Source organism: Kosakonia sp. R1.Fl (assembly GCF_023516815.1).
Classification (GTDB): Bacteria; Pseudomonadota; Gammaproteobacteria; order Enterobacterales; family Enterobacteriaceae; genus Kosakonia.
The window spans coordinates 2,940,839-2,959,362 of sequence record NZ_JAMGSQ010000001.1; the positions used below are offsets into that span (position 1 = coordinate 2,940,839).

Genomic DNA, 18,524 nt, shown 5'->3' on the forward strand with positions numbered 1-18,524 from the left:
CAAAAGCGTGTCTCAGATCAAGAAAATACTCCCGTTGAGGGGGAGGAATCCGGACAAAATCCTGTCAAAATAGGCGGGTAATTAGTGTAAAACCTCGCTACGGACACGATTCAACACCTGGATATTTCTTGTGAATGTTTGAATCCGTTCAAGAAAACGGCACTAAATGTTAATGAATTGCTGCCGATGTAAACTAATGTGAGGAAACCTTTGTTAAAGTTGACAAAAGGTTATAGAAAGGAGTAAAAATCCACATCGTTTAGCTGTTTTCGCCTTTTACACAGTTAATGTGTGGTTTTTTATTCCTCCCCGTGAATCGATGTGGCGTCATCTGCCAGCAAGAGCAGAGGTAATAACGCTACCTTTTGAGTTAAGCAATGCGTATGTCAACATCCACTGAAATCATCGCTCATCACTGGGCATTCGCTATCTTTCTTATTGTCGCCATTGGCCTGTGTTGCCTGATGCTGATCGGCGGTCGGTTTTTGGGCGGTCGCGCACGCGCGAGGCACAAAAACGTTCCTTTCGAATCGGGTATCGACTCCGTCGGTTCCGCTCGCTTACGTCTATCCGCCAAGTTCTACCTGGTGGCCATGTTCTTCGTCATCTTCGATGTGGAAGCGCTCTATTTATACGCATGGTCAACTTCCATTCGCGAGAGTGGTTGGGTCGGGTTTGTCGAAGCCGCAATTTTTATATTAGTGCTGCTGGCTGGTCTGGTTTATCTGGTGCGTATTGGCGCGCTGGATTGGACGCCCGTGCGTTCGCGCCGTGAGCAAATCAACCCAGAGACTAACAGCTACACTGACAGTCAACGCTAACCGCGAGGCAATAAGATGGATTATACGCTCACCCGCATAGATCCTAACGGTGAGAACGACCGTTACCCCCTGCAGAAACAGGAGATCGTAACCGACCCCCTGGAACAAGAAATTAACCGTAGCGTTTATATGGGCAAACTCGAAAATGCCCTGCACGATATGGTGAACTGGGGACGTAAAAACTCAATTTGGCCATATAACTTTGGCCTGTCGTGCTGTTACGTAGAGATGGTGACATCCTTTACGGCGGTGCACGACGTTGCGCGTTTTGGTGCGGAAGTGCTGCGTGCGTCTCCTCGTCAGGCAGACCTGATGGTGGTAGCAGGCACATGCTTTACCAAAATGGCGCCGGTCATTCAGCGCCTTTACGACCAGATGCTGGAACCTAAATGGGTTATCTCCATGGGTGCCTGTGCCAACTCTGGCGGTATGTACGACATCTACTCAGTCGTACAAGGCGTCGACAAATTTATCCCGGTGGATGTTTACATCCCTGGCTGCCCGCCGCGTCCTGAAGCCTATATGCAGGCGCTGATGCTGCTGCAGGAGTCGATTGGCAAGGAGCGTCGTCCGCTCTCATGGGTGGTTGGCGATCAGGGCGTTTATCGCGCCAATATGCAGTCGGAACGCGACCGTAAGCGTGGCGAGCGTATCGCCGTAACCAATCTGCGTACGCCGGACGAGATTTAATTTGCGCCTGTGGGTAATGGAAGAAACTTCGCATTTCAATAATCCAATAACGCGAAGCCATACCCAACAGTCACCACGGACCCTTTGCAATGGTGAACAATATGACCGATTTAACTGCGCAAGAAGCCGCATGGCAGACCCGGGATCATCTGGATGATCCGGTCATTGGCGAATTGCGCAACCGTTTTGGGCCGGATGCCTTTACCGTTCAGGCGACCCGCACCGGGGTACCCGTTGTTTGGGTTAAGCGTGAGCAGTTGCTGGAAGTGGTCGATTTCTTAAAGAAATTACCGAAACCGTACGTCATGCTGTTCGATTTGCACGGCATGGATGAACGTCTACGCACACACCGCGCCGGTTTGCCCGCCGCGGATTTTTCCGTTTTCTACCACTTCATTTCCATCGACCGCAACCGCGACATCATGCTGAAAGTGGCGCTGGCCGAAAACGATCTGAATGTGCCGACGATGACCAAACTTTTCCCGAACGCCAACTGGTATGAGCGTGAAACCTGGGAGATGTTTGGCGTTACCTTTAATGGTCACCCGCACCTGACGCGCATCATGATGCCGCAAACCTGGACGGGTCACCCGCTGCGTAAAGATTACCCGGCGCGCGCAACCGAATTCGATCCGTTTGAGCTGACCAAAGCCAAACAGGATCTGGAAATGGAAGCGTTGACCTTCAAGCCGGAAGACTGGGGCATGAAACGCGGCACCGAAAACGAGGACTTTATGTTCCTCAACCTCGGTCCGAACCACCCCTCTGCGCACGGTGCGTTCCGTATCATCCTGCAACTGGACGGCGAAGAGATCGTCGACTGCGTGCCGGATATCGGTTACCACCATCGTGGCGCGGAGAAAATGGGTGAGCGCCAGTCCTGGCACAGCTACATTCCTTACACCGACCGTATCGAGTATCTCGGCGGTTGCGTAAACGAAATGCCTTACGTGCTGGCGGTGGAAAAACTGGCCGGTATCACCGTGCCGGATCGCGTCAACGTGATCCGCGTGATGTTGTCTGAACTGTTCCGCATCAACAGCCACCTGCTTTATATCTCAACCTTTATCCAGGACGTCGGCGCAATGACGCCGGTGTTCTTCGCCTTTACCGATCGTCAGAAAATCTACGATCTGGTGGAAGCGATCACCGGTTTCCGTATGCACCCGGCCTGGTTCCGCATTGGCGGCGTGGCGCACGATCTGCCGCGTGGCTGGGATCGTCTGCTGCGCGAATTCCTCGACTGGATGCCAAAACGCCTGGCCTCTTACGAGAAAGCGGCGCTGCGTAACACCATTCTGAAAGGCCGCTCGCAGGGCGTTGCCGCTTACAACGCGAAAGAAGCGCTGGAGTGGGGCACGACCGGTGCAGGCCTGCGTGCGACCGGCATCAATTTCGATGTGCGTAAAGCGCGCCCGTACTCCGGTTACGAGAACTTCGACTTTGAAATCCCGGTTGGCGGTGGCGTGAGCGACTGCTACACCCGCGTGATGCTGAAAGTTGAAGAGTTGCGCCAGAGCCTGCGCATTCTTGAGCAGTGCCTCAACAACATGCCGGAAGGCCCGTTCAAAGCGGATCACCCGCTGACTACGCCGCCGCCGAAAGAGCGCACGCTGCAACATATCGAAACCCTGATTACTCACTTCCTGCAAGTATCGTGGGGCCCGGTAATGCCGGCCAACGAATCCTTCCAGATGATTGAAGCAACCAAGGGTATTAACAGTTACTACCTGACCAGCGACGGCAGCACCATGAGCTACCGCACCCGCGTTCGTACCCCGAGTTTTGCGCACCTGCAGCAAATCCCGTCGGCCATCCGCGGCAGCCTGGTATCAGACTTGATTGTCTATCTGGGTAGTATCGATTTTGTTATGTCAGATGTGGATCGCTAATTATGCACGAGAATCAACAACCACAAACCGAGGCTTTTGAGCTGAGTGCGGCAGAGCGTGAGGCAATTGAGCACGAGAAGCACCACTACGAAGACCCGCGTGCGGCGTCCATTGAAGCGCTGAAGATTGTTCAGAAACAGCGTGGTTGGGTGCCGGACGGCGCAATTTACGCCATCGCTGATGTGCTGGGTATTCCGGCGAGCGATGTCGAAGGCGTGGCAACCTTCTACAGCCAGATCTTCCGCCAGCCGGTTGGCCGCCATGTTATTCGCTATTGCGACAGCGTGGTTTGCCACATCACTGGCTATCAGGGCATTCAATCTGCGATTGAAAGCCATCTGAAGATCAAACCGGGCCAGACAACGTTCGACGGTCGCTTTACGCTGCTGCCGACCTGCTGTCTGGGTAACTGCGATAAAGGCCCGAACATGATGATTGATGAGGACACTCACAGCCATCTGACGCCGGACGCGATCCCTGACTTGCTGGAGCGGTATAAATGAAAACAGTTATCCGTACTCCTGAAACGCATCCGCTGACCTGGCGTCTGCGGGATGACAAACAGCCGGTCTGGCTCGAAGAGTACCAGAGCAAAAACGGTTACGCCGGTGCGCGCAAAGCGCTGACCGGCATGGCGCCGGATGAGATTGTCAACGCGGTTAAAGACTCTGGTCTGAAAGGTCGCGGCGGCGCGGGCTTCTCCACGGGTCTGAAGTGGAGCCTGATGCCGAAAGACGAATCCATGAACATCCGTTACCTGCTGTGTAACGCCGATGAAATGGAACCGGGAACCTATAAAGACCGCCTGCTGATGGAGCAACTGCCGCACCTGCTGGTGGAAGGGATGCTGATTTCGGCATTCGCGCTGAAAGCCTACCGTGGCTACATCTTCCTGCGCGGTGAATATATTGAAGCGGCGGTGCATCTGCGCCGCGCGATTGCTGAAGCAACCGAAGCCGGTTTGCTCGGCAAGAACATTCTTGGCAGCGGTTTCGACTTCGAACTGTTCGTGCATACCGGTGCGGGACGTTATATCTGCGGCGAAGAAACGGCGCTGATTAACTCGCTGGAAGGCCGCCGCGCTAACCCACGCTCCAAACCACCGTTCCCGGCCAGTTCCGGCGTGTGGGGTAAACCGACGTGTGTTAACAACGTCGAAACCCTGTGCAACGTCCCGGCAATTCTGGCGAACGGCGTTGAGTGGTATCAGAACATTTCGACCAGCAAAGATGCGGGCACCAAGCTGATGGGCTTTTCTGGCCGCGTGAAAAATCCGGGTCTGTGGGAGCTGCCGTTTGGCACCACCGCGCGTGAAATCCTTGAGGATTACGCGGGCGGTATGCGCGATGGCCTGAAATTTAAAGCCTGGCAGCCGGGCGGGGCAGGTACTGACTTCCTGACCGAAGCGCACCTCGACTTGCCGATGGAGTTTGAAAGCATCGGTAAAGCGGGCAGCCGTCTCGGTACGGCGCTGGCGATGGCCGTTGACCATGAAATTGGCATGGTGTCGCTGGTACGCAACCTGGAAGAGTTCTTCGCTCGTGAGTCCTGCGGCTGGTGTACGCCGTGCCGCGATGGTCTGCCGTGGAGCGTGAAAATCCTGCGTGCGCTGGAGCGCGGCGAAGGCCAGCCTGGAGATATCGAGACACTTGAGCAACTGTGTCGACAACTCGGGCCGGGTAAAACCTTCTGCGCGCATGCGCCAGGTGCGGTTGAACCGTTACAGAGCGCAATTAAATATTTCCGCGAAGAGTTCGAAGCGGGCATTAAACAGCAATTCAGCAATACCCATGCAATTGGCGGTATCCAGCCAAACTTGCTGAAAGCGCGCTGGTAATGGTTCTCCCCTCATCAGGCAGATGAGGGGAACGCGAACAGAATTTTGATTAACTCTTAGTCGCTGACTGAGACAACTGGAAGCATGCTAATGGCTACTATTCATGTAGACGGCAAAGAATACGAGGTAAACGGAGCAGACAACCTTCTTGAGGCGTGTCTCTCTTTAGGCCTTGATATTCCCTATTTTTGCTGGCATCCGGCGCTGGGGAGCGTGGGTGCGTGCCGCCAGTGTGCGGTGAAGCAATATCAAAACGCGGAAGACACGCGTGGCCGCCTGGTGATGTCCTGTATGACACCGGCATCCGACGGTACTTTTATCTCTATTGATGACGACGAAGCGAAGCAGTTCCGTGAAAGCGTGGTCGAGTGGCTGATGACCAACCACCCGCACGACTGCCCGGTCTGCGAAGAAGGGGGAAACTGCCACCTGCAGGATATGACCGTAATGACCGGTCACAGCTTCCGTCGCTATCGTTTCACCAAACGTACGCACCGTAATCAGGATCTCGGCCCGTTCATCTCTCACGAAATGAACCGTTGTATCGCCTGTTACCGCTGCGTGCGTTACTACAAAGACTATGCGGACGGCACGGATCTTGGCGTGTATGGCGCCCATGACAACGTCTACTTCGGTCGCCCGGAAGACGGCGTGCTTGAGAGCGAATTCTCCGGCAACCTGGTGGAAATCTGCCCGACCGGCGTATTCACTGATAAAACCCACTCCGAGCGTTATAACCGTAAGTGGGATATGCAGTTCGCGCCGAGCATTTGCCAGCAGTGCTCCCTGGGTTGTAACACCAGCCCTGGCGAACGTTATGGCGAACTGCGCCGCATCGAAAACCGTTACAACGGTACTGTTAACCACTACTTCCTTTGCGACCGTGGTCGTTTTGGCTATGGCTACGTCAACCTGAAAGACAGACCGCGCCAGCCGGTTCAGCGCCGTGGCGACGATCTGATCACCCTCAACGCCGAACAGGCGATGCAGGGTGCGGCGGATATTCTGCGTCAGTCGAAGAAAGTGATCGGTATCGGTTCTCCACGCGCAAGCGTCGAGAGCAACTTCGCGCTGCGTGCATTAGTCGGCGCGGAAAACTTCTATACCGGCATCGCCAAAGGTGAGCAGGAACGTCTTGAGCTGGCGCTGAAAGTGCTGCGCGAAGGCGGTATCCGTACACCGGCGCTGCGTGAAATTGAATCTTACGACGCGGTGCTGATCCTCGGTGAAGATATCACCCAGACCGGCGCGCGCGTCGCGCTGGCGGTTCGTCAGGCGGTGAAAGGCAAAGCCCGCGAAATGGCGGCGGCGCAGAAAGTGGCCGACTGGCAGATCGCGGCGATCATGAACATTGGTCAGCGTGCTAAACATCCGCTGTTCGTTACCAACGTTGACAGTACCCGTCTGGACGATATCGCAGCATGGACCTACTGCGCACCGGTAGAAGATCAGGCTCGCTTAGGTTTCGCCATTGCGCATGCGCTGGACGACGCGTCTCCTGCGGTTGACGGTCTGAGCAACGACCTGAAAAGCAAAGTTGATGTGATTGTTCAGGCATTGGCCGGGGCGAAAAAACCACTGATTATCTCCGGAACTAACGCCGGTAGCACGGCGGTGATTCAGGCAGCGGCAAACGTAGCTAAAGCGCTCAAAGGCCGTGGTTCTGATGTCGGCATCACCATGATTGCCCGTTCGGTAAACAGCATGGGGCTGGGGCTTATCGGTGGCGGTAGCCTCGATGATGCGCTGGCTGAGCTGGAAAGCGGCAGTGCTGACGCCGTTGTCGTGCTGGAAAACGATTTGCACCGTCACGCTTCTGCTGCCCGCGTTGACGCGGCGCTGGCGAAAGCGCCGCTGGTGCTGGTGGTTGATCATCAGCGCACCGCCATTATGGACAGCGCCCATCTGGTGCTCTCCGCAGCCAGCTTCGCTGAAAGCGACGGTACGGTCATCAACAACGAAGGCCGCGCGCAGCGCTTCTTCCAGGTTTATGACCCGACTTATTACGACAGCAAAACGCTGATGCTGGAAAGCTGGCGCTGGCTGCACTCGCTGCACAGCACCGTGCAAAACCGCGAAGTGGACTGGACGCAGCTTGATCATGTGATTGACGCGGCTATTGAAGCGCTGCCGCAGCTGGCCGGTATTAAAGATGCCGCGCCGGATGCCAGCTTCCGCATTCGTGGTCAGAAACTGGCGCGTGAACCGCACCGCTACAGTGGACGCACCGCGATGCGCGCCAATATCAGCGTGCACGAACCGCGTCAGCCGCAGGACAAAGACACCATGTTCGCTTTCTCAATGGAAGGGAACAACCAGCCGTCTGCACCGCGTTCGCAAATCCCGTTTGCATGGGCGCCGGGCTGGAACTCCCCGCAGGCGTGGAACAAATTCCAGGACGAAGTGGGTGGTCACCTGCGTCACGGCGATCCGGGCGTACGCCTGATCGAAGCGTCTGAAAGCGGTCTTGATTATTTCACTACCGTACCCGGCGCGTTCGAAGCGCAGGATGGCAAATGGCGTATCGCGCCTTACTATCACCTGTTTGGCAGTGATGAATTGTCGCAGCGCTCTCCGGTGTTCCAGAGCCGCATGCCGCAGCCGTACATCAAGCTGAACCCGGCAGACGCCGCGAAACTTGGCGTGAACGCGGGCGCGCATATCTCCTTCACTTACGAAGGGCAGACGATCAGCCTGCCGTTGCAGGTTTCGGAAGGTCTGGTGGCAGGGCAGGTTGGTCTGCCGATGGGGATGCCGGGTATCGCGCCGGTACTGGCCGGAGCACGTCTTGAAAATCTGCAGGAGGCGCAAGCATGAGCTGGTTAACACCGGATGTTATCGACATTCTGTTAAGCATTCTGAAAGCGGTCGTCATTCTGCTGGTGGTGGTCACCTGCGGTGCCTTCATGAGCTTTGGTGAACGTCGTCTGCTCGGTCTGTTCCAGAACCGTTACGGGCCGAACCGCGTAGGCTGGGGTGGTTCACTCCAGCTGGTAGCGGACATGATCAAGATGTTCTTTAAAGAGGACTGGATCCCGCGCTTTTCGGACCGCGTGATTTTTACTCTTGCGCCAATGATTGCCTTTACTTCGTTGCTGTTAGCGTTCGCCATTGTGCCGGTCAGCCCCACCTGGGTGGTAGCCGACCTCAATATCGGGATCCTGTTCTTCCTGATGATGGCGGGTCTGGCAGTTTACGCAGTGCTGTTCGCTGGCTGGTCGAGTAACAACAAATACTCGTTGCTCGGTGCGATGCGTGCCTCCGCGCAGACTCTGAGCTATGAAGTGTTCCTCGGGCTTTCCCTGATGGGTGTGGTTGCGCAGGCCGGTTCATTCAACATGACCGACATCGTTAACAACCAGGCCGGTTTGTGGAACGTTATCCCGCAGTTCTTCGGTTTTGTGACTTTCGCGATCGCGGGCGTTGCGGTGTGTCACCGTCACCCGTTTGACCAGCCGGAAGCGGAGCAGGAACTGGCGGATGGTTACCACATCGAATATTCCGGTATGAAGTTCGGCCTGTTCTTCGTCGGGGAGTACATCGGTATCGTCACCATTTCCGCGTTGATGGTCACGCTGTTCTTCGGTGGCTGGCAAGGGCCGTTGTTACCGCCATTCATCTGGTTCGCGCTGAAAACCGCGTTCTTTATGATGATGTTCATTTTGATCCGCGCCGCGCTGCCGCGTCCGCGTTATGACCAGGTGATGTCCTTCGGCTGGAAAGTCTGCCTGCCATTGACGCTGATTAACTTGCTGGGAACGGCGGCTGTCATTCTCTGGCAAGCGCAATAAGGGGTGAAAAGACCATGACTTTAAAAGAATTACTCGTGGGCTTCGGCACCCAGGTTCGTAGTATCTGGATGATTGGCCTGCATGCGTTCGCCAAACGCGAAACGCGTATGTACCCGGAAGAGCCGGTCTATCTGCCACCGCGCTACCGTGGCCGTATCGTACTGACGCGCGACCCGGACGGTTCCGAGCGCTGCGTTGCCTGTAACCTGTGTGCGGTAGCCTGCCCTGTCGGCTGTATCTCGCTGCAAAAAGCGGAGATGCAGGACGGCCGCTGGTATCCGGAATTTTTCCGAATCAACTTCTCGCGCTGCATTTTCTGCGGTCTGTGCGAAGAAGCGTGCCCGACAACGGCGATTCAGCTCACCCCGGATTTCGAGATGGGCGAATACAAACGTCAGGATCTGGTGTACGAAAAAGAGGATCTGCTGATCTCCGGTCCGGGCAAATACCCGGAATATAACTTCTACCGGATGGCAGGTATGGCAATCGACGGCAAAGATAAAGGCGAAGCGGAAAATGAAGCCAAGCCTATCGACGTCAAGGGCCTGTTACCGTAAGGAGAGGGGCAATGGAGTTCGCTTTTTATATCTGTGGCCTGGTCGCCATCCTGACGACGGTACGCGTGATTACGCATACCAACCCGGTACACGCGTTGCTGTATCTGATTGTGTCTCTGCTGGCGATTGCCGGGGTCTTCTTTTCGCTCGGCGCATACTTCGCCGGGGCGCTGGAGATCATCGTCTACGCCGGGGCCATCATGGTGCTGTTTGTGTTTGTGGTGATGATGCTAAACCTCGGCAATACCGTGGTCGAGCAGGAGCGCAACTGGCTGTCGCCGCAAATCTGGATTGGCCCGGCGCTGCTCTCCGCAGTGCTGCTGGTGGTAATGATTTACGCCATCCTCGGCGTTAACGATCAGGGTATCGAGGGGACGGCGATTGGCGCGAAAGCGGTTGGCATTACGCTGTTTGGTCCTTACGTACTGGCGGTAGAACTGGCTTCGATGCTGCTGCTGGCGGGGCTGGTTGTTGCTTTCCATCTGGGACGCGAAGACCGCCCGGGCGAAGTGCTGAGCAATCGTACGGAAGACCGCGCGAAAAGAAAAACGGAGGAGCACGCATGATCCCGTTGCAACATGGATTGATCCTCGCTGCGATTTTGTTTGTTTTGGGGCTGACCGGTCTGGTTATCCGCCGCAACCTGCTGTTTATGCTGATTGGGCTGGAAATCATGATTAACGCCGCTGCGCTGGCCTTTGTGGTCGCGGGCAGCTACTGGGGTCAGACCGACGGACAGGTGATGTATATTCTCGCCATTAGCCTCGCGGCTGCCGAAGCGAGCATTGGCCTGGCGTTGCTGCTGCAACTCCATCGTCGCCGCCAGAATCTGAATATCGATTCAGTAAGTGAGATGCGTGGATGAACATGCTCGCCTTAACCATTATTTTTCCTTTTATTGGCTTTGTGCTGCTGGCGTTTTCCCGTGGCCGCTGGTCGGAAAATGTTTCTGCAACCGTAGGTGTCGGGTCGATTGGTCTGGCTGCGCTGGTTACCGCGTATGCGGGCGTTGATTTCTTCAATCACGGTCAGCAACCTTTCGCAAAACCACTGTGGACGTGGATGGCGGTCGGTGATTTCAACATCGGCTTCAATCTGGTGCTGGATGGCCTTTCATTAACCATGCTTTCGGTGGTCACCGGTGTAGGTTTCCTGATCCACATGTTCGCTTCCTGGTATATGCGCGGTGAAGAGGGGTACTCCCGCTTCTTCGCCTACACCAACCTGTTTATCGCCAGCATGGTCGTTCTGGTGCTGGGTGATAACCTGCTGCTGATGTACCTCGGCTGGGAAGGCGTGGGTCTGTGCTCCTATCTGCTGATTGGTTTCTACTACACCGATCCGAAGAATGGCGCCGCGGCGATGAAAGCGTTCGTCGTTACCCGCGTGGGTGACGTGTTCCTCGCTTTCGCACTGTTCATTCTTTACAACGAACTGGGCACGCTGAACTTCCGCGAAATGGTTGAACTGGCACCGCAGCACTTCGCCAACGGCAATAACATGCTGATGTGGGCGACACTGATGCTGCTGGGTGGTGCGGTTGGTAAATCCGCACAGCTGCCGTTGCAGACCTGGCTTGCGGATGCGATGGCTGGCCCGACCCCGGTTTCGGCGCTGATCCACGCGGCGACGATGGTTACCGCCGGTGTCTACCTGATTGCACGTACGCACGGCTTGTTCCTGCTGACGCCAGAAGTGCTGCATCTGGTGGGTATTGTGGGTGCCGTAACGCTGCTGATGGCGGGTTTCGCCGCGCTGGTGCAGACCGATATCAAACGTGTGCTCGCTTACTCCACCATGAGCCAGATTGGTTACATGTTCCTGGCGCTGGGCGTACAGGCGTGGGATGCGGCGATTTTCCACCTGATGACGCACGCGTTCTTTAAAGCGCTGCTGTTCCTCTCCTCCGGTTCGGTGATCCTCGCGTGTCATCACGAGCAGAACATCTTCAAAATGGGTGGCCTGCGTAAGTCGATTCCGCTGGTGTATGTTTGCTTCCTGGTCGGTGGCGCGGCGCTGTCAGCGTTGCCGATGATCACCGCGGGCTTCTTCAGTAAGGACGAAATCCTTGCCGGTGCGGTTGCGAATGGTCATATCAATCTGATGATTGCAGGCCTGGTCGGTGCCTTTATGACATCGCTCTACACCTTCCGTCTGATTTTCATTGTTTTCCACGGAAAAGAACAAATCCACGCGCATGCAGGGAAGGGGATTACCCATCATCTGCCGCTGATCGTGTTGCTGGTGCTGTCTAGCTTTGTTGGCGCGATGATCGTGCCGCCGCTGAAAGGCGTGTTGCCGGAAACCACCGAGCTTGCGCACAGCAGTGTTGTGATGCTGGAAGTGGCATCCGGTGCGGTAGCGATTATCGGTATCCTGCTGGCAGCCTGGCTGTGGCTGGGTAATCGCACACTGGTGCATTCGATTGCCAACAGCGCAACGGGGCGTTTCTTCGGTACCTGGTGGTTCAATGCCTGGGGCTTCGACTGGCTTTACGATCGCGTCTTTGTGAAGCCATACCTCGGTATCGCATGGTTGCTGAAGAGCGATCCGCTCAATGCGCTGATGAACATCCCGGCGATCCTTTCCCGCTTCGCAGGCAAAGGTCTGCTGTTTAGCGAGAACGGCTACCTGCGCTGGTATGTGGCATCCATGAGCATTGGCGCGGTTGTCGTGCTGGCGCTGTTGATGGTATTGCGCTGAGTTTGTTGGCCGGCTGAGTGCGCTTATCCGGCCTGCAAACGGAAAGAGAATTTTTAGAAATTCGTTGAAAATCTGGTCCGAATGGACAGGCGTTATCGGCGAAGTCAGAGTAGACACCGCCTGCGCAGAGCAACCGGAGCGTACAGATGTACGTGAGGATTGCGAGCACTGCCGGGGTTCGCTATGACGAGCAAGATAGCCTGAGACGGACTTAAACAAGGAACAAAAATCGCCATGTTACTACCCTGGCTAATTCTGATTCCCTTTATCGGCGGCTTCCTCTGCTGGCAGACCGAGCGCTTCGGCGTGAAGGTGCCGCGCTGGATCGCGCTGATCACCATGGGACTGACGCTGGCGCTTTCTCTGCAACTCTGGTTGCAGGGCGGCTATTCTTTGACGCAAGTCACCGGCCTTCCGCAGTGGCAGGAAACGTTCAAGCATGACTGGATCCCGCGCTTTGGCATTAGCATTCATCTGGCGATGGATGGTTTGTCGCTGCTGATGGTGGTGCTGACCGGCTTTCTCGGCGTGCTGGCGGTGCTCTGCTCCTGGCGTGAAATCGAGAAATATCAGGGCTTCTTCCACCTGAACCTGATGTGGATCCTCGGCGGCGTTATCGGCGTGTTCCTTGCCATCGACATGTTCCTGTTCTTCTTCTTCTGGGAAATGATGCTGGTGCCGATGTACTTCCTGATCGCGCTGTGGGGCCATAAAGCCTCCGACGGGAAGACGCGTATTACCGCGGCGACCAAGTTCTTCATTTATACCCAGGCGAGCGGCCTGGTCATGCTGATTGCCATCCTGGCGCTGGTGCTGGTGCACTACAACGCGACCGGCGTATGGACTTTCGCTTACGAAGATCTGCTGAAGACGCCGATGTCCGGCAATGTCGAATATCTGCTGATGCTCGGCTTCTTCATCGCCTTTGCGGTAAAAATGCCGGTGGTGCCGCTGCACGGCTGGCTGCCAGACGCGCACTCGCAGGCACCGACCGCCGGTTCCGTTGACCTCGCGGGGATCTTGCTGAAAACCGCCGCTTACGGTCTGCTGCGCTTCTCGCTGCCGCTGTTCCCGAACGCGTCGGCAGAGTTTGCGCCTATCGCCATGTGGCTTGGCGTGATCGGTATCTTCTACGGCGCGTGGATGGCCTTCACCCAGACCGATATCAAACGTCTTATCGCCTACACCTCTGTGTCTCACATGGGCTTTGTGCTGATTGCTATCTACACCGGCAGCCAGCTTGCTTACCAGGGCGCGGTGATTCAGATGATTGCCCACGGTCTTTCCGCTGCGGGTCTGTTTATTCTGTGCGGCCAGCTGTACGAACGTCTGCATACGCGCGATATGCGCATGATGGGCGGCTTGTGGAGCAAAATTAAGTGGCTGCCGGCGCTGTCAATGTTCTTTGCCGTCGCAACGCTTGGGATGCCGGGTACCGGTAACTTCGTGGGTGAATTCATGATCCTGTTCGGCAGCTACCAGGTTGTGCCGACGATCACGGTGATTTCCACCTTCGGCCTGGTGTTCGCGTCGGTGTACTCGCTGGCGATGCTGCATCGTGCTTACTTCGGCAAGGCGAAAAGCGAACTCGCCAGCCAGGAACTGCGGGGTTTGTCGCTACGCGAGCTGTTTATGATTCTGATCCTGGTTGTGCTTCTGGTACTGCTTGGCTTCTATCCGCAGCCGATTCTGGATACATCGCACGCCGCGATGGGCAATATCCAGCAGTGGTTTGTTAATTCTGTTACTACTACAAGGCCGTAAATCGCCATGACGATAACTCCACAACACCTGATTGCGCTGCTGCCGCTGCTAATCGTCGGATTGACGGTGGTGGTTGTGATGCTCTCCATTGCGTGGCGACGCAACCATTTTCTCAATGCCACGCTGTCGGTCATTGGCCTGAACGTCGCGCTGCTCTCTTTGTGGTTCGTCGGCCAGGCGGGGGCGATGGATGTCACCCCGCTGATGCGCGTCGATGGCTACGCCATGCTTTACACCGGGCTGGTGCTGCTGGCGAGCCTCGCCACTTGCACCTTTGCCTATCCATGGCTGGAAGGGTATAGCGATAACAAAGAAGAGTTTTATCTGCTGGTACTGATTGCCGCGCTCGGCGGCATTCTGCTGGCGAACGCGAATCACATGGCGGCGCTGTTCCTCGGTATTGAGCTGATCTCTCTGCCGCTGTTCGGGCTGGTGGGCTACGCCTTCCGCCAGAAACGTTCGCTGGAAGCCAGTATCAAATACACCATTTTGTCCGCTGCCGCCTCCTCGTTCCTGCTGTTCGGTATCGCGCTGGTTTATGCGCAAACCGGCAACCTGTCGTTTGTCGCGATCGGTAAAAGCCTGGGCGAAGGGATGCTGCATGAACCGCTGCTGCTGGCGGGTCTGGGCATGATGATTGTCGGACTTGGCTTTAAACTCTCGCTGGTGCCGTTCCATCTGTGGACGCCAGATGTTTACCAGGGCGCGCCTGCGCCGGTGTCCACCTTCCTGGCCACCGCCAGCAAAATCGCCATTTTTGGCGTGGTGATGCGTCTGTTCCTCTACGCACCGGTGGGGGAAAGCGAAGCGGTTCGCGTGGTTCTGGGTATTATTGCTTTCGTCTCCATCATCTTCGGTAACCTGATGGCGCTGAGCCAGACCAATATTAAACGTCTGCTGGGCTTCTCCTCTATTTCGCACCTGGGTTATCTGCTGGTGGCGCTGATTGCGCTGCAAGGCGGCCAGATGTCGATGGAAACCGTCGGTGTTTATCTGGCCGGTTATCTGTTCAGCAGCCTTGGCGCGTTCGGTGTGGTCAGCCTGATGTCCAGCCCGTATCGCGGCCCGGATGCAGAGTCGCTTTACTCCTACCGTGGCCTGTTCTGGCACCGTCCGATCCTGTCTGCGGTAATGACGGTAATGATGCTGTCGCTGGCGGGTATTCCGATGACGCTGGGCTTTATCGGTAAGTTCTACATTCTGGCGGTCGGTGTTGAAGCGCATCTGTGGTGGCTGACTGCCGCGGTGGTGCTTGGCTCGGCGATTGGTTTGTATTACTACCTGCGCGTGGCGGTGAGTCTTTACCTGAACGCACCGCAACAGTTGAACCGCGATGCACCGTCCAACTGGGCTTACAGCGCAGGCGGGATTGTGGTACTTATCTCCGCGTTGCTGGTGCTGCTGTTAGGTATCTATCCGCAGCCGCTGATCAGCATTGTTCAACTGGCGATGCCGATGATGTAAGGCCTGGAAACAGGTAAAGAAAAACCGCCGGTATCGGCGGTTTTTTTATGGGCTAACCAGATAAACGCGCAACGATTACTTCGCCAGCAGCGGGGTAGATGTTACTTGGTGGTGGCTAATCAGCGGGCCGCGAATATTATTCGCAGCGCGATCCAGCACTTCCTGAATCACGGAAGAGAGTTCGTTAATCTCGAACTTCGCCACGTAACCGTCTGCCTGCACTTTCCGCACGTGATCTTCGTTAGCGCTACCGGAAAGCGACGAGTGGATCACCACCGGGATGTTTTTCAGACGCGGATCGGTTTTGATCAGGCGCGTTAAGGTAAACCCATCCATCTCCGGCATCTCGAGGTCGGTCAGAACCATCGAGATCTTATCGCTTACTGGAACACCTTCCGCGTCGGCCTGCTGCGCCATTAACTGGATTTTTTCCCACGCGTCTTTACCGGTGATATGCATCGCACTCGGGATCTGCATCGCATTGAGGCCTTTTTCCAGCATCGCGCGCGCCACTTTGGAATCTTCCGCCACAATGGCAACAGAACCCGGTTTCAGGTTGAATTTCTTGTCCGGCACATGATCGCCGTGGACGTCATGATCCGCAGGCACGATGTCATACAGGATCTGCTCAACGTCCAGCACCATCGCCAGGTTGTTGGTATCCTTATCGTCATCCAGGCAGGCAATACTGGTGATGTAGCGACCATTGATCGCTTTTTCGGCCGTGTGCACCTGTTTCCAGTCCAGGCGAATAATATTTTCCACGGACTCAACGGCAAATGCCTGCACGCTACGGGCATATTCCGTAATCAGTAAGATGTTCAGACCGCTTGCAGGTTTACAACCCGCCACGGCGGCGAGGTCAATCACCGGGATCACCTGATCGCGGATGTTAACCATCCCCATCAGCGGCGCTTTCATCCCTGCGGGACGGGTAAAGGTGGGCATCGGTACGATTTCGCGTAGCTTAAATACGTTGATGCCAAATAACTCGGATTTGGTGGCATCTAACGATGTGCCAAGGCGAAACAGCAACAGCTCAAACCGGTTCGACAGAGTAAGATTCGCCCTGTCATCGATGTCTTTCTGGAAATTGTCCATCATGCCCTCAAATAGGAAATGCCTGCGTATATCTATTATCGGCATGGTGGAGAAAAAATAGAGTGCCTAAATTAAAATCAAATGTGAACTACCGCAAAATCTTCAGCCAATGTCGTTTGCGAAAAGTACGTTTTACACTCGGCGAGCATCGCCTGGCTGCCCTGTTCGTCATAACGTGAACTGAGATGGGTAATCACCAACTTTTTTGCCCCGGCATCGGCGGCGAGCTGCGCCGCCTGGCGGGTTGAACTGTGCCCCCGGCTGTTCGCTTTTTCCTCCATTGCCTGCTCAAGCGTGGCTTCATGCACCAGTAAATCAACACTCTGTGCCAGTTCCAGCGCGGCCGGGCAGGGCGCGGTGTCGCCAAAAATCGCCAGTTTTTTTCCGCTTTCTGCCGGGGCAAGATAATCCGCGCCATTGACGATGCGCCCGTCAGGCAGTGTGACGGTTTTCCCCTCTTTTAATTGCTGGAACAGCGGCCCGGCCGGGATGCCTTGCGCTTTTAACGCCGCCGCATTCAGCGCGCCGGGTTTATCATGCTCTTCAATCCGGTAGCCGTAGCACTCCACCGGGTGCGACAGCGGGTAAGCGGTCACTTTGCGCAAACCATCATCCACCACCAGCCCCGGCGTCACTTCTTCAATCGTCAGCGGGTAATCGGTCCATGAACCGCTAAGCCGCAGCGTGGTTTCCACAAACTCGCGGATCCCTTTCGGGCCGTAAATCTGCAGCGGCTGAACATTGCCGGCCATCGAGCGGCTGCACAGCAACCCGGGCAGACCGAAAAGATGATCGCCATGCAGGTGAGTAATAAAAATTTTATCGAGTTTGCCGGGGTGAAAGGCAGTGCGCAGCATCTGGTGCTGGGTTCCTTCGCCGCAATCAAACAGCCAAAGCCCGGCGCGGGTTGGGTGTTGTAAATTGAGCAGCATCGCCGTGACATTACGCGCCCGTGTAGGTACGCCCGCAGAGGTGCCTAAGAAAATCAGTTCCACAATCTTTGCCCGAATGAAAAAGAATCTAGTATAACGAGGTCACTATAAATGAGGAGAACAACATGATCCGCTGGCAGGATGTGCACCATTCCGAACTGACCGTTTCTGAGTTGTACGCGTTACTGAAATTGCGCTGCGAAGTGTTTGTGGTTGAGCAGGCCTGCGCTTATCTGGATGTGGATGGTGATGACCTGGTGGGCGAGAACCGCCATATTCTCGGCTGGAAAGGCGACGAACTGGTGGCGTATGCGAGGATTCTGAAAAGTGATGATGATCTCTCGCCGGTTGCTATTGGTCGGGTGATTGTCAGGGCGCAGGTTCGCGGCGAAAAACTGGGCTATCAGTTGATGGAGCGCGCGGTGCTTTCCTGCGAGCAACACTGGCCGCAGCACGCGCTATATCTGGGCGCGCAGGCGCATCTCCAATCTTTCTATGCCCATTTCGGTTTTCAACCCGTTACCGATGTGTATGACGAAGATGGTATTGCGCATATCGGGATGGCGCGCGAGATCCGCCAGGCGTAACCGACAGCCTTTGTCTATAGTTAGCGGACAGGTGCATAACATGGAGATAACAGATGGCATATCATTCTTATGAATCACATATTGATGACGACCTGACCCTGCTGAGCGAAACGCTGGAAGAAATTCTCCGCTCATCGGGCGACCCCGCAGATCAAAAGTACATTGAGTTGAAGGCCCGTGCCGAACAGGCGCTGCATGAAGTGAAAAACCGCGTCAGCAGCGCATCGGATACGTACTACTACCGTGCGAAAAAAGCCGTCTATCGCGCAGACGACTACGTGCATGAAAAACCGTGGCAGGGCATTGGTGCCGGTGCCGCAGTGGGTCTGGTGCTCGGTCTGCTGTTAGCCCGCCGCTAACGTTTCACTTCCCCTCCCTGGAAGGG

17 protein-coding genes are annotated in these 18,524 nt (G+C 55.7%); 15 read left to right on the forward strand and 2 right to left on the reverse strand.

What is annotated here, in order from left to right; all coding sequences use genetic code 11:
* Positions 1 to 377 precede the first annotated feature (377 nt).
* The 13 genes from nuoA to nuoN all read left to right on the forward strand — a co-directional run bounded on the left by nuoA (position 378) and on the right by nuoN (position 15,519).
* Positions 378 to 821: an NADH-quinone oxidoreductase subunit NuoA gene (gene nuoA / locus M8Q36_RS13850; protein ID WP_017458599.1), complete on the forward strand. Its 444-nt coding sequence runs from the start codon at positions 378 to 380 to the stop codon at positions 819 to 821.
* A 15-nt stretch (positions 822 to 836) separates the two neighbouring features.
* Positions 837 to 1,511, forward strand: a complete 675-nt coding sequence (nuoB, locus tag M8Q36_RS13855) for an NADH-quinone oxidoreductase subunit NuoB (protein WP_007371088.1) — start codon at positions 837 to 839, stop codon at positions 1,509 to 1,511.
* A gap of 89 nt (positions 1,512 to 1,600) precedes the next feature.
* Positions 1,601 to 3,403 (forward strand): NADH-quinone oxidoreductase subunit C/D, encoded by a 1,803-nt coding sequence (gene nuoC, locus M8Q36_RS13860; RefSeq protein ID WP_020454526.1) that lies wholly within the window; start codon positions 1,601 to 1,603, stop codon positions 3,401 to 3,403.
* A gap of 2 nt (positions 3,404 to 3,405) precedes the next feature.
* The gene (nuoE, locus tag M8Q36_RS13865; RefSeq protein WP_017458597.1) at positions 3,406 to 3,906 is read left to right on the forward strand and encodes an NADH-quinone oxidoreductase subunit NuoE; all 501 of its coding nucleotides are present in this window, start codon (positions 3,406 to 3,408) and stop codon (positions 3,904 to 3,906) included.
* Positions 3,903 to 5,240 carry an NADH-quinone oxidoreductase subunit NuoF gene (gene nuoF / locus M8Q36_RS13870; protein ID WP_020454525.1) on the forward strand — a complete coding sequence of 446 codons (1,338 nt, stop codon included), beginning with the start codon at positions 3,903 to 3,905 and terminating at the stop codon, positions 5,238 to 5,240. The genes nuoE and nuoF overlap by 4 nt, the downstream gene beginning before the upstream one ends.
* Positions 5,241 to 5,330: 90 nt before the next feature.
* Complete coding sequence (nuoG, locus tag M8Q36_RS13875; RefSeq protein WP_249881256.1) at positions 5,331 to 8,057, forward strand: NADH-quinone oxidoreductase subunit NuoG; 2,727 nt, start codon at positions 5,331 to 5,333, stop codon at positions 8,055 to 8,057.
* The gene (gene nuoH, locus M8Q36_RS13880; RefSeq protein WP_017458594.1) at positions 8,054 to 9,031 is read left to right on the forward strand and encodes an NADH-quinone oxidoreductase subunit NuoH; all 978 of its coding nucleotides are present in this window, start codon (positions 8,054 to 8,056) and stop codon (positions 9,029 to 9,031) included. Before nuoG ends, nuoH begins: the two co-directional genes overlap by 4 nt.
* 14 nt (positions 9,032 to 9,045) lie before the next feature.
* A complete protein-coding gene (gene nuoI, locus M8Q36_RS13885) occupies positions 9,046 to 9,588 on the forward strand; it encodes an NADH-quinone oxidoreductase subunit NuoI (RefSeq protein WP_017458593.1) in 543 nt (180 codons plus the stop codon).
* An 11-nt stretch (positions 9,589 to 9,599) separates the two neighbouring features.
* On the forward strand, positions 9,600 to 10,154 hold the full coding sequence (gene nuoJ / locus M8Q36_RS13890; RefSeq protein ID WP_017458592.1) for an NADH-quinone oxidoreductase subunit J: 555 nt from the start codon (positions 9,600 to 9,602) through the stop codon (positions 10,152 to 10,154).
* Entirely contained in the window at positions 10,151 to 10,453 is a 303-nt protein-coding gene (gene nuoK / locus M8Q36_RS13895) for an NADH-quinone oxidoreductase subunit NuoK (protein WP_002463445.1), read from the forward strand. Before nuoJ ends, nuoK begins: the two co-directional genes overlap by 4 nt.
* Positions 10,450 to 12,291 carry an NADH-quinone oxidoreductase subunit L gene (gene nuoL / locus M8Q36_RS13900; RefSeq protein ID WP_249881257.1) on the forward strand — a complete coding sequence of 614 codons (1,842 nt, stop codon included), beginning with the start codon at positions 10,450 to 10,452 and terminating at the stop codon, positions 12,289 to 12,291. The genes nuoK and nuoL overlap by 4 nt, the downstream gene beginning before the upstream one ends.
* A 234-nt stretch (positions 12,292 to 12,525) precedes the next feature.
* Positions 12,526 to 14,055 carry an NADH-quinone oxidoreductase subunit M gene (nuoM, locus tag M8Q36_RS13905; protein ID WP_020454522.1) on the forward strand — a complete coding sequence of 510 codons (1,530 nt, stop codon included), beginning with the start codon at positions 12,526 to 12,528 and terminating at the stop codon, positions 14,053 to 14,055.
* Between the two features lie 6 nt (positions 14,056 to 14,061).
* Positions 14,062 to 15,519, forward strand: coding sequence for an NADH-quinone oxidoreductase subunit NuoN (gene nuoN, locus M8Q36_RS13910; protein WP_020454521.1), 1,458 nt, complete (start codon positions 14,062 to 14,064; stop codon positions 15,517 to 15,519).
* Positions 15,520 to 15,594: 75 nt separating this feature from the next.
* Here nuoN and M8Q36_RS13915 read toward each other — a convergent pair whose 3' ends face one another.
* Both M8Q36_RS13915 and rbn read right to left on the reverse strand, forming a co-directional pair.
* A complete protein-coding gene (locus M8Q36_RS13915; protein WP_249882776.1) occupies positions 15,595 to 16,620 on the reverse strand; it encodes a chemotaxis protein in 1,026 nt (341 codons plus the stop codon).
* 77 nt (positions 16,621 to 16,697) lie between these two features.
* A complete protein-coding gene (gene rbn / locus M8Q36_RS13920) occupies positions 16,698 to 17,615 on the reverse strand; it encodes a ribonuclease BN (RefSeq protein WP_249881258.1) in 918 nt (305 codons plus the stop codon).
* A gap of 62 nt (positions 17,616 to 17,677) precedes the next feature.
* On the opposite strand from rbn, the gene M8Q36_RS13925 reads away from it, so the two are divergent.
* Together M8Q36_RS13925 and elaB are read left to right on the forward strand one after the other, a co-directional pair.
* Positions 17,678 to 18,139 carry a GNAT family N-acetyltransferase gene (locus tag M8Q36_RS13925; protein WP_249881259.1) on the forward strand — a complete coding sequence of 154 codons (462 nt, stop codon included), beginning with the start codon at positions 17,678 to 17,680 and terminating at the stop codon, positions 18,137 to 18,139.
* A 53-nt stretch (positions 18,140 to 18,192) separates the two neighbouring features.
* Positions 18,193 to 18,498 (forward strand): stress response protein ElaB, encoded by a 306-nt coding sequence (gene elaB / locus M8Q36_RS13930; RefSeq protein ID WP_017458585.1) that lies wholly within the window; start codon positions 18,193 to 18,195, stop codon positions 18,496 to 18,498.
* Positions 18,499 to 18,524: the final 26 nt, after the last annotated feature.